11 protein-coding genes are annotated in these 12538 nt (G+C 36.1%); 8 read left to right on the top strand and 3 right to left on the bottom strand.

Going from position 1 to position 12538, the window contains the following annotated elements:
• Nucleotides 1-17 precede the first annotated feature (17 nt).
• Nucleotides 18-359: a helix-turn-helix domain-containing protein gene (locus H3T47_RS08735; RefSeq protein ID WP_122052213.1), complete on the top strand. Its 342-nt coding sequence runs from the start codon at nt 18-20 to the stop codon at nt 357-359.
• 61 nt (nt 360-420) lie between these two features.
• Here the strand turns inward: H3T47_RS08735 and H3T47_RS08730 are convergent, their stop codons facing one another.
• A complete protein-coding gene (locus tag H3T47_RS08730) occupies nt 421-1149 on the bottom strand; it encodes a YebC/PmpR family DNA-binding transcriptional regulator (protein ID WP_046326971.1) in 729 nt (242 codons plus the stop codon).
• Between the two features lie 262 nt (nt 1150-1411).
• Here H3T47_RS08730 and H3T47_RS08725 point away from each other — a divergent pair, with 262 nt between their 5' ends.
• From H3T47_RS08725 to H3T47_RS08695, 7 genes are all read left to right on the top strand, one after another.
• Complete coding sequence (locus H3T47_RS08725) at nt 1412-3019, top strand: amino acid permease (protein WP_222711688.1); 1608 nt, start codon at nt 1412-1414, stop codon at nt 3017-3019.
• 158 nt (nt 3020-3177) lie between these two features.
• Nucleotides 3178-3990, top strand: a complete 813-nt coding sequence (locus tag H3T47_RS08720) for a Cof-type HAD-IIB family hydrolase (protein WP_199283192.1) — start codon at nt 3178-3180, stop codon at nt 3988-3990.
• Nucleotides 3991-4033: 43 nt separating this feature from the next.
• Nucleotides 4034-4735: an ABC transporter ATP-binding protein gene (locus H3T47_RS08715; RefSeq protein WP_038522059.1), complete on the top strand. Its 702-nt coding sequence runs from the start codon at nt 4034-4036 to the stop codon at nt 4733-4735.
• Nucleotides 4736-4747: 12 nt separating this feature from the next.
• Nucleotides 4748-7540, top strand: coding sequence for an FtsX-like permease family protein (locus H3T47_RS08710; RefSeq protein WP_199283191.1), 2793 nt, complete (start codon nt 4748-4750; stop codon nt 7538-7540).
• A 196-nt stretch (nt 7541-7736) separates the two neighbouring features.
• Complete coding sequence (locus H3T47_RS08705) at nt 7737-8501, top strand: ABC transporter ATP-binding protein (RefSeq protein WP_199283190.1); 765 nt, start codon at nt 7737-7739, stop codon at nt 8499-8501.
• Nucleotides 8502-8503: 2 nt separating this feature from the next.
• Nucleotides 8504-9235 (top strand): multidrug ABC transporter permease, encoded by a 732-nt coding sequence (locus H3T47_RS08700; RefSeq protein WP_046326965.1) that lies wholly within the window; start codon nt 8504-8506, stop codon nt 9233-9235.
• Nucleotides 9235-9954 carry an antibiotic transporter permease gene (locus H3T47_RS08695; RefSeq protein WP_199283189.1) on the top strand — a complete coding sequence of 240 codons (720 nt, stop codon included), beginning with the start codon at nt 9235-9237 and terminating at the stop codon, nt 9952-9954. The genes H3T47_RS08700 and H3T47_RS08695 overlap by 1 nt, the downstream gene beginning before the upstream one ends.
• A 63-nt stretch (nt 9955-10017) precedes the next feature.
• Here the strand turns inward: H3T47_RS08695 and H3T47_RS08690 are convergent, their stop codons facing one another.
• Both H3T47_RS08690 and H3T47_RS08685 read right to left on the bottom strand, forming a co-directional pair.
• Complete coding sequence (locus tag H3T47_RS08690) at nt 10018-11925, bottom strand: copper-translocating P-type ATPase (RefSeq protein ID WP_199283188.1); 1908 nt, start codon at nt 11923-11925, stop codon at nt 10018-10020.
• A 14-nt stretch (nt 11926-11939) separates the two neighbouring features.
• Nucleotides 11940-12311, bottom strand: coding sequence for a cupredoxin domain-containing protein (locus H3T47_RS08685; RefSeq protein ID WP_109918230.1), 372 nt, complete (start codon nt 12309-12311; stop codon nt 11940-11942).
• Nucleotides 12312-12538: the final 227 nt, after the last annotated feature.

Here is a 12538-nt window from a genome sequence, read left to right as displayed (position 1 = left end):
TTTAAGGAAGAATTTGAATGAATGTATATTCGCGTATTTTCGAAACCGCTAAAAAACATGGTTTATCCATTAAAGAACTTGCTAGAAGGGCTAAAATTGGAGAAAACAGTATTTATAGATGGAAAACTATTAAGCCTTCCACACAATCTTTGACCAAAGTAGCTCGACAATTGCACGTTTCTACTGATTATTTATTAGGTCATGAAGAAAATAGTAATAAAAAAGACTGCTTAGATATAGCTGATAAAAATGCTCAGTTATTATATGAAGGTCAACATGTACCTGAAAAATATGTCAAAATGCTTCGCTTTATTATGGAAGAAGATCGCGCAGAAAAAACTAAAACTTCCAAAAATTAAGTAAAAAAATTCTCTAGAATTGACTAATCAATTCTAGAGAACTAATCAAATAAGATTTTATTTAATCTTCCTCAGCTGCCGCTGTATATACATTTTGAACATCTTCATCATCTTCGAGAGCATCTACCAAATGATCAAATTGTTCTTTTTTATCATCTGGAACAGGTGTTGTATTTGCAGGAATCATAGTTAACTCTGCATTAGCCAGCTTATATCCGTCCTTTTCAAGCGCATCACGTACTTGTGCAAATTGTTTGGGATCGGTGTAAATTTCGTAAGCATCATCGCTTGTTTGCAAGTCATCGCCACCTGCATCCATTACATCAAGCAACATCTGGTCTTCATCAGCATCAGTGGTAGAACGGTCTATCACGATATAACCACGACGATTAAACATATAGGCAACAGAACCAGTTGCGCCTAATGAGCCACCGTTACGAGTAAATGCAACTCTGACTGCGGAAGCAGTTCGATTTTTGTTATCGGTTAATGCTTCAACAAATATTGCTACACCACCTGGAGCATAGCCTTCATAAGTAATTTCATCATAATGCTCGTCTGAATTTCCTTCAGCCTTTTTAATGGCACGATCAATATTAGATTTAGGCATGTTATTTGCATGGGCCTTATCCATTACCATACGCAAATTAGGATTTCCGGAAGGGTCAGGACCACCATTCTTTGCAGCCATATAAATTTCACGAGATAATTTTTGGAAAATTTTACCCCTCTTTGCGTCTTGCGCATTCTTGCGGCCTTGAATATTATGCCATTTTGAATGTCCTGACATTTAAGAATCCTTCTTTCTTTTGATAGCGTATTAACGATATTATCTTACCGCATGAAGCTATAAATTTCAATACTAGCAATCATCTCCAACAAATTTTTAAATTTTTCTGAATTCGTTTTCTTTAAAATAGTTTATTTTGCTACTAGTCAACTTTTTATTTAATTAGTAAAATAAAAACATTAGTTAATTTTCAAAGGAGAGAACTTTAGTGGAGGAAATAAATTCAAATAAAAAATATATTTCTTGGCCAATATTAACACTCATGGCCTTTTGTACTGTGATCGGCTTAGACGATATCATGTACAACTTTCAAAACCAAGGAATGCCGGTTGTTACCTCATGGGTTATCATGTGTTTATTCTATGTCATCCCCTATTCATTAATGGTAGGTCAACTTGGTTCAGTTTTTAACAGTGAAGGCGGAGGTCTTTCATCTTGGGTTCGTGGAACCAACGGGGAATTTTTGGGCTACTTTACAGCCTGGACTTACTGGGCTGCCTCTATTCCTTATGCTGTTGATTCAGCTAACGAAATTATAGTTGATATTGGCTGGGCTTTAACGGGTTCTGAAAAGTTTCAGAGTCAAATTTCTAACACTAAATTTGCTTTAATGACATTTGCCATGTTCATCATTTTTATCATCATCGAGCATTACTTTTCACATTCAATGGAAGTATTGTCAACTATTGGCGGTGGCTTAATGTTGATCATGACCTTAATGTTTGTTTTCTTGGCTTTCGTCGGTTTAGCAAAGTCTGGTGGACATATGGCAACGCAGCCATTCACTTGGCGCACACTGATTCCCAAGTTTGATATGCATTACTGGACTACCATTGCAATGCTTATTTATGCTTTAAATGGTTGTGAGCTGGTAGCTCCTTACGTTACGAAAATGAAAAAACCAAAATCTGATTTTCCTAAAGCAATGGTTGCTTTAGCAATCATGACTATTTTTCTGACAGTTTTTGGTTCATTTGCACTGGGAATTTATTTTAATAGTTATCACATTCCAAACGACTTAAAGATGAATGGCGCCTATTACGTTTTTGACATGGTAGGACACCAATATGGTATGGGCAAAACTTTACTTTATGTTTGGGCGTGGACTTCTGTCTTTTATAACGCCGCATTGTTAGCCGTATTACTTGACGCAATGACCAGAATGTTAATTTCAGATACTGGCGACAAGTACATGCCTAAATTCTTACAGAAAAAAGACAAAAACGGTCTGCCGATTAACGGCTACGTTTTAACCGTTTCTCTTTCAGCTTTCATTATGCTTTTAGGAATCTTTTTACCAGATATGAATGATATCTTCAATTGGCTGTTAAACCTGAATGGTATTATTTCACCGGGAGTTACTTGCTGGATATTCTTCTCTTTCATGCAAATTAGAAAGAATTCCGCCAAATTTACTTCAGACTATGTCTTTATCAAGAATGACAAATTGGCATATTTAGCTGGTCTGTTCTTATTAATAGTTACTGCCGCGGCCACCATTTTAGGTATTGCACCACAAGATATTAAAAAATTCAGTGGTTATTGGTGGTATGAATTAATCATCAATATCATTGCTATTATTGTCTTAATTGGTCTTGGAGTAATTTTGCCAAGTATTAGACGCCGTGAAGAAGAATATGGCATTGCGTTTAGTCGCAGACAATGGAGCGTAATGTTTGTCCTCATAATTGGTTCAATCATATTTGATCTCTATCTGGGTGAAAAGAATTCTTTATTCAATAATGCAGCAGTTAGCTTAGGACAAGTTAAAATTGGAATGAATATTGCTTTGATCGTCTTAGAAACAGTTTTGGCAATACTCTTATGTTGGCTTGTTGGTAGAAAAAAGCCTGTACAAATTAATAAATAAATATTGTAGTTTATCAGCCTGCGAAATCATTTTGGTTTCGCAGGTTTTTCTTTAGCTTCTAAAAATAAAAATACTGGTCGTTAATTCAAGTGGACCAGTTAAAATATTAAAGTTTCTACTATATAATAGTATTAGAATAACAAGTTAAGGAGAGTTCAATGAATAATATTCCTTTTAAAGCAGTAGCTGTTGATATGGATGGCACCTTTGAAAATGATGAAAAAAATTTTGATCATCAAAGATTTGAAAAAGTCCTAACTAAATTACGGCAAAACCACGTTCATTTTATTGTTTCAAGTGGCAGACCCCTATCGCGTTTACGGCAGGATTTTTATGATTTTTTGGATCGGATTGACATAGTTGCTGATAACGGCTCAATTTTGACCAAAGATAATAAAATTATTGTACGGCATGTTTTTACTTATAAAACTGGCATAAAGCTTATTAGTTTTATTCAAAATAATTATCCGCAAATTCTGATTGCTGCAAGTGGTCTGAACAAATCATATATCAGTAAGAAAGCTCCACGTTATTTTAAAAATTCTATGCATTATTTTTATCCCGATGTGGATGAAATTGGCAGCTTGGTAGACATTCCTACCAGCGATAGCTTGACCAAATTAACTCTTGAATGTTCGGCGGAACTTGCTCGCGAGCTGGAAAGAAAATTTAACCAAACAAATGCTGAAAGAATTCATTGTACAACCAGTGGCTTTAATAATATTGATGTAATGCCCAGCAGAGTTAATAAAGGGCAAGGCATTAAATATTTTTTGCGTTATTTCAATGTTAAGCCTTCTGAATTAATTGCTTTTGGGGATGGGCTTAATGATCGTGAAATGATTGAACTGGCAGGATTTAGTTATGCTATGAAAAACGGTCATGAGGAACTTAAAAAAATTGCTAAATACGAAGCACCTTCTAATAATGATATGGGCGTTTTGCAAGTATTAGAAAGCTACCTAGACTAAAATAACTATATAGAAGAAAAAGATTTAATAAGGACCTGTTTTCATGAGTTATATTGATGTACGACACAACTATAAACGTTATCAAACTGGAGATACTGAAATATTAGCCAACAACGATGTAAGTTTTACTGTTGAAAAGGGTGAATTAGCCATCATTTTAGGTGCCTCCGGTGCGGGAAAATCTACTATTTTAAATATCTTAGGTGGAATGGATACCAACACTTCTGGTGATGTAATAATTGATGGTAAAAATATTGCTAAATATAATAAGCGCGAACTAACTGGGTATCGGCGCAGCGACATTGGTTTCGTGTTTCAATTTTATAATCTTATTCAAAATTTGACGGCAAGAGAAAATGTTGAACTAGCATCAGAAATAGTTCCTGACGCACTTGACCCTGTAAAAACACTGATTGATGTTGGTCTTAAAAACCGGATTAATAATTTCCCAGCTGAACTTTCCGGTGGCGAGCAACAAAGAGTAGCGATTGCTCGTGCAATTGCGAAGAATCCTAAAATTTTGCTTTGTGATGAACCAACCGGAGCCCTTGATTATCAGACTGGTAAGAGCGTTTTACAGACCATCATTAACATGAGCCACAACAATAAAACGACAGTCGTAATAGTTACACACAACAGTGCTTTGGCTCCCCTAGCTAATCGTGTGATCCATTTTCATGACGGTCAAGTTACCCAGATTGACACAAACCAGCATCCAGAAGATGTCGCTAATATAAAATGGTAGAAAAGGTTGATCATGAATAACGTAATTTTAAAAGATTTTTGGCGGTCAATTAAACATACTAAGGGACAATTCATATCAATTATGGGCTTAATGATGATTGGTGCATTTGCCCTAGTGGGCTTGATGGTCACCGGTCCCGACATGCGTGACACTGGGAATCACTATGCGCAAAAATTAAATACCGCTGACTTAACTGTTATTTGCAACTATGGTCTGGATCACAAGGATACTCAAAAAATTAAGCAAACTAAGGGTCTGCAAGACGTTGAATTTGGCTATATGACAGATACGGTTATCAAACATAGCCATGAAAGTTTTCGCATTTTTTCAAAGCCAAAATTAGTAGGTAAATATGAAGTGCGTCAGGGTCATTTACCTACCAAGCAAAATGAAATTGCTTTGGCCGATCACTATTCTTCCCGCTACAAAATTGGGCAAAAAATTAGTTTCACTGAAAAGAAAAATATTTTAGGGACCACATTACTAAAACGTAAAAGTTTTAAGATTACTGGTTTCGTGCACTCAAGCCAAATTTTATCCAACGTTAATTTAGGCCAAAGTAATAGTGGTACAGGTGAACTTAAAGGATATGCTGTAGTTAGCCCCAAAGTATTTGACCATACAGTTTACACCACTGCCAATTTAAGATATAAAGATTTACGCGGACTTGATTCATACGGTAAAACTTACACCAGTAAAGTCAAAAAACATAAAAAAGTTTTACAAAACGTTCTTAAAAATAGTGCTCATCAAAGAAAACAAAGAATTTTAAATTCTGCGCAAGAAAAATTAGCTCCTCAGGAAAAGAAAATCCAACGTGCCGAGCAAAAAATAAAAGTGGCAAATCAACAAATTAATGCAGCTGAAAAACAGTTAGCAACCCAGAAGGCTAAACTAAATACACAAATAGCACAGGCAAAAAACGCAGGTACAAATTTACCAGCCACTGCCAGAATGCAACTTGAACAAGCTCAACAAGAAATTGCTGCAGGCGAACAAAAGCTGCAGCAAGAAAAAAGGCAATTTTCTCATCAATCGGCCGTTGCCACCAAAAAAATAACAGCTGGCAAAAATAAGATCAATAAGATAAAGAGTAAGTTAAAAAAGCTAGAGCTACCAAACTACAGCGTATATAACAGGCGTGAAGTTCCGGGTGGTGAAGGAAATCTAGTGTACACAACTGTTGCACAAGTGGTAGAAGATCTGGCTAAAGTGTTCCCGATTTTTCTCTACTTTGTTGCTGCTCTCGTTACCTTTACCACCATGAATCGCTTTATTGATGAGGAAAGAATTAACTCCGGTACAATGAAAGCGTTGGGCTATGACGATTATGTCATTATCAATAAATTTATTGCTTACGGCTTTATTTCCGGTACTATCGGGACTATTTTGGGCGTTTATTTAGGTCATACCTTGATGCCCCAGATTGTTTATCATGCCTATTATAAATCTATCACGATCCCACCAATCGAATTACACTTTCATTGGCAAATTAGTTTAATCGCACTTTTGTTATCTTGGATCAGTTCTGTTTTACCTGCTTACTTGACTGCTAAGAATGAATTTAGGGAAAAACCAGCTGCACTGTTATTACCAAAGCCGCCAGCTGCTGGTTCTACCATTCTACTGGAAAAAATTCCTTTTATTTGGAACCATCTTAGCTTTACCCATAAGGTTACTGCGCGTAACATTTTTAGGTATAAGAAGCGCATGTTAATGACAATTTTTGGCGTTTGTGGTGCCGCTACAATGCTATTTGCCGGATTTGCAGTTAAAAATTCGATCACTAATATGAATAACAGGCAATTCAAAGATCTTATTCACTACAACATGATTGTGGCAGAAAAACCTGGCATTTCAGATCAGCAAGAAAAAAGTTTAAGTAAGAAATTGCAAGCTGGTAGCATTAAGTCGGAAACGCCTATTTATTATGAATCCTTGTCTAAAACTGCCGGCAAAACTGGTGACACTCAAGATATCACGTTAATTGCTCCTTCTTCCAGCAAAGTCTTAAAGGATTATGTTCATTTAAATAACCGTAAAACAAAACAGACCCTTCATTTAAGTAATAAAGGCATAATCATTTCTGAACGCCTTTCTACCCTGCTTAATGTGAGTGAAGGCGGCTATATCTCGATCACAGATAAAGATAACCACGTTAGAAAAATGAAAGTAGCTGGTATCACAGAGATGTATATGGGGCATTTTGTTTTCATGAACAAAACAGAATACCAGCGAGTCTTTAAACGTAATTTCAAATCTAATGCCTATCTGGTTAATTTAAAGAATTCGAGTCGCAAGAACACGAGAAAAATGGCCGCACAATTTATGGCACTAAACGGCGTGGCAGGAGTTGTCCAAAATACAGCAGTTAGCCAAGAATTAGACGTTGTAGTGCAATCTTTAAACTTGATTATGGTTGTTTTAATAGTAGTTGCAGGTCTGCTAGCAATCGTTATCCAATATAATTTAACTAATATCAACATTGCTGAAAGAATACGTGAGCTTTCAACTATTAAAGTTTTAGGTTTCTACGATAATGAAGTTACCATGTATATCTACCGTGAAACCATTTTGTTAACAGTAATTGGTATTTTGGTAGGCTATTTGACTGGTGATTTGCTCTATCGCTATATTCTTTATGTTGTTCCACCTGATAATGTCATGTTTAATCCAGCATTATCAACGTCTAGTTTTCTTTGGCCACTGGGAGTTATCGGCATAATTACTATTGTTTTAGGCTTTATCGTGAATAGAAAACTTAAGAATTTGGACATGCTGGAAGCTTTAAAGTCAGTGGATTAAATTGTAATGCTCTTTTGACAAAGAGCATTATTTTTATTTCTTTATAAAAATATTAAATTAAACTAAAATTATGCTATAATTGTTTTATTAGATTTAATGTTCATGAAAAGATCTTCAAATTAACCTGTATACAAAATATTTATCATCCTTCCTTTTTAAATGATAAAGTTACCACAAATTAATTTTGGAGAAAAAATTGAATAATATTTTACAAGTTAAACATTTAAATGAAACCTATAAGGATAAAAAGCAGGAATTTCAAGCTTTAGATGATGTTTCTTTTACAATTGACCAAGGAGAGATACTGGCGCTTTTAGGTCCTAATGGTGCTGGAAAAACTACTATTGTCTCAATCATTGGCGGTTATTTAATTCCTACTTCCGGCCGTGTGATTTTGAATGGCCAAGATATTACCACTGCACGAAAGAGACCAAACATTGGCGTTTCTTTTGGTGGTGATTTAGGTTTTTACCGTAACGCTACAGCCAAGCAAAATTTACAATTTTTTGCGGACTTGGCTAAGGTTCCCTTCCGCAAGCAGAATAAAGAAATCGAACGTGTTCTGTCAATTGTTGACCTTCTGAATGTTGCCAATAAAAAAGTGGGAGAATTTTCTAAAGGAATGACGCAAAGACTGCATATAGCACGCTCTTTGCTCAATAATCCTAATCTATTGCTCTTGGATGAACCCACAAGTGGTCTTGATGTTGAAATTGCACAAAGTGTGCAAAAGACAATCAAAAATCTGTCTGAGTCGGGTATTAGTATTTTATTAACCAGTCATACTATGTCCGAAGTTGAAAAATTGGCTAAACGGGTAGTTATTTTAGGTGCAGGAAAAGTATTTTTTACCGGCACCATTAATGCTGTTTTTGGCTTAGCTGAAAAAGAAATAAACCAAAAACCTAAAAATTTAGAAGAAGCCTACTTAGCTTTAGCGCCTAAATTAAGGAGGAAATAAAAATGCGTTTTATTCGTCTTTTCCTCTTTCATGTTAAAGACTATCTTTCAGATCAATATTTTGTCTGGTTGACAATTACAAGTACTACTTCTATTTTTTTAATGCAATATATTATGGCGTACGCTACACATAATTTGGATAATACACAAATATGGCTCCAAAGCGGTATTTTTGGAATGTGGACTTCTTGTACAACCGTTGCCGGTTGCATCAGTTTTGAACGTTACAAAGGAACGCTGCCATATTTATTAAACAGCCAGTATGATGAAAGAGCTTCGTTAATTACCTTGCTTTTGCCTGCATCCAGCTATGGTCTATTTTCGTTTCCGATTGCATTTATTCTGGCAAAAATTTTAGGAGCAGCTACTGGTACAGTTTCTCTTTACATTATTTTATTAATTTTGCTAATGTGGGTCGGTTGTGCAGTAATGGGCATCTTAATTTCATCTTTTCTAACCCTGTCACCAAATGCAATGGTCTATGAGAGCTTAATCGGAACCCCCATATTATTATTAGCAGGTTTATTCGGCAATGATACCGTTTTAGAGCCATTAACCAACGTATCACAATGGTTTATTCCAATCACGGCACCAATTGCTGCTTTATCCCATAATAAAAGCCTCAACTGGTCTTCTTATTTCTGCAGTTTACTTCTTTGGATTGTATTAATTGTGGTTATTGTCAGAAAAATTAACGACCTGGTAAGAAGGAAAGGAGCTCTGAAAATTATCTAATGTTTGCTACACAGTTCTCGGGCCTTTCATTTCTGAATAATTGGCGGACAAAACTGACTTACTTTTTCATTACACCAATGATTAGTTTGGCCCTGTTAGTATTAATCAATATGCAATATTCTAATCAATTTAATTGGGGAGTTGCACTTAGTTCAATTGCAATATCTGCAGCTGTACTTACTCTTGAAACATTTTGTTCAGCTGTGATTAACGATGCTAATTTAAGAATTGACTTTGAATTAATTGCCAAAAAACCTTTCAGTTTCAGATATTGGCTTACTAAGTGCATTGTTGCCCTTATTATAGGCAGCACTTTAGCACTAATTAACCTTTTTCTCTTGTATTTAGTAGGTGCGCCCTTAGTCATTATTGGACGAGCTTTACTCATGCTGCCGCTTTTATGTCTTTATGGCTGCGCTTTAGGTTTTGTATCTTGGGCTATTTCCTGGCAAATGAATGATCCCTATTTTTTAGAGAATATTATCAGTAGTATAGCCGAATTAGTCTCAGGAGTGCTAGTTGTAATTTCAGCTTATCCTGATTGGTTAAAAGCAATTTCTTTTTTATTCCCCTTTTCAGAACCAGTTACTTATATCAAAACGGGTGATGCTAACCTAACTTATAGTGTATTTATTACCTTCATTTGGCTTATAATTGGCATTTTAGCTTATATTTTTCAAATCAAGCCTGTTTTAGCTAAAGGAAAGCATCATTATTAAGGCTTACACAGTAAAAAAAGAGCGGTTGAATATTTTTCAACCGCCCTTTTTGTTTTTAACATCCTATATTTTGGCTTTGCCTAATAAAACTGAACTAATTACAACTGATAGTGAACTAAATGCCATAGCCAGGCCAGCTATTTCTGGACTAAGAGTAAGGCCAACGCCAGCAAACACACCGGCTGCAACCGGTATACCTAAAACGTTATAAATGAAAGCCCAAAACAGATTTAACTTTATCCTGTTAAAAGTCTTACGGCTAAGCTTCAAAGCCCGCACAACGTCTTCAAGATCGTTTTTAATTAGCACAATACCACCTGCATCTATTGCGACATCGGTACCGGAACCCATGGCAATACCAACATCAGCTTGGGTCAAAGCCGGCGCATCATTGATGCCATCACCCACAAAAGCCACATGATGCTTTTTCTGCAGGTTTTTAATAGCATCTGCTTTATCAACCGGTAAAACTTCAGCTATTACTTGATCAATACCAACTTGCCCAGCTATTGCATCAGCTACTTGCTGATTATCACCTGTCAGCATTACTGTTTTCAACCCTAATTGGTGCAAGTCACTTATTGCCTGTTTAGCATTTTCTTTGGGAGCATCTTGAATTGCAATTAAGCCAATTACTCTTTCATCTTGCGCAACCGCTATTACAGTCTTTGCCTCATTTTGCAATTTTATAATTTTAGTCTTAAACTCCGCAGAAAACTCAATTTCACTCTGATTTTTTGGACTCCCAACTAAAATTTTACTGCCAGAAACAGTGCCACTTACGCCCTGCCCTTCAATTACAGTAAAGTTTGCTACTGGTTTCAGGGTAATATCTTCTTTTTTCGCAGCAGCTAAAATGGCGGGTGCAAGAGGGTGCTCAGAAAGTTTTTCCAAACTAGCAGCAAATTGTAAAACGCTTTTTTGATCACCTACAATATCTGTTACTTGGGGCTTTCCCTTAGTAATAGTACCGGTTTTATCAAAAACAATGGTATCTATATTATTCGCAGCTTCTAAAATTTCTCCATTTTTGATTAGAATGCCCATTTTAGCACCACGGCCCGTGCCCACCATTAAAGCGGTGGGTGTAGCCAAACCTAAGGCACAAGGACAGGCAATCACCATTACTGCTACCGCAAAAACTAAAGCAGTAGCGACATTTTTGCCTAGAACAATAAACCAAACCAGAAAAGTCACAATAGCAATAATTAAGACGGTAGGAACAAAGATATTTGCAACTTTGTCAGTCAACTTTTGAATTGGTGCATGACTATTTTGCGCCTTTTTCACAATATCAATAATTTGGGCCAACATAGTATCATTGCCCACCTTTTGTGCTTCCATCACAAAAGATCCATTTTGATTAATCGTCGCACCAATTACCTTATCTCCTTGGGCTTTTTTAACTGGTAAACTTTCACCCGTAACCATTGACTCATCAATATTTGAATTTCCCGAAACTATCTTGCCGTCCACAGGAACTTTTTGTCCAGGCATAACTTGAATCAAGTCGCCCTTAACAACTTTAGTTATTGGGATACTGACAAACTGATTGCCACGCTTAACTAAGGCATCTTTAGCACCTAAGTTTAATAGTTTGCCCATTGCATCTGAAGCTGTAGCACGCATTTTTTCTTCTAAGACCTGGCCGAGTAAAACAAAGGTAATTACAAAAGCAGCACTTTCAAAGAAAACTGATTTGCCCGTAAACATCGCATAAATACTATAAACATAGGTAATTGAAGTTCCTAAGGCTACCAGTGTATCCATATTAGAATGATGTTTCTTAAAAGCCGACCAAGCACTGGAAACAAACGGTCCTGCAGAAATTAGCATAATAATTGTAGTAAAAATCAGCATGGTCCATTTGCCGCCTGGCAACATCCAACCAGTAAAGGGGTGAATGATCATTTCCAGCAGCATTGGCAATGAAAGTATCAATGACGTCCAAAAGCGTGTTGTTATCTTCATTTCTTTACCTACGCTTATTTAACAATCACTTTGCCATGAAACATATTCATACTGCATTCCCAGTCATATTCACCAGGCTTGGAAGTATCTATTTTAATTTGTTCTACTTTACCTTGAGGCAACTTTTGATTAATACCAAAATCAGAAAAGACAACATGGTCCAGACAATTGGATGAGTCTGTCCTCTTAAAGTTCAAAGTAGCCGGAACGCCCTTTTTTAAAACAACTCTTTCAGGTGAATATCCACCCTTGACTTCAATGTCAACACTTTGTTGATTGGCATTAACTTGCGCATTTGCTGCCGCCACATCATGTTTGCCGAAGAACCACCATGCAATAAAAGCAATGAGTGCAAGTCCTAAAGCTAAAGTAATGATTTTATCCATGATAATTTCTCCTTTTTTCTTCTTTAAGTTAGTGTCTACATCTGTAAACTATAATTAGTATAGATGGCTAATTTACAATTGTAAACATTAATGCTCAAAAAAATCACTGGCTTTTGTCAGTGAAGAAAAAACGGCTCTATAATTATCCTGTTGATGACTTATCCATGTGGTAAGCTGTTAATAGGTTTTTTATTGCATAAAAAAGGAGGACATCTTCCTCTTGCTTC

The organism is Lactobacillus sp. W8093, from assembly GCF_016100925.1.
GTDB lineage: Bacteria > Bacillota > Bacilli > Lactobacillales > Lactobacillaceae > Lactobacillus > Lactobacillus helsingborgensis.
Note: the sequence above shows the minus strand (reverse complement) of the source record. Positions and strands in the feature narration are given on the sequence as shown.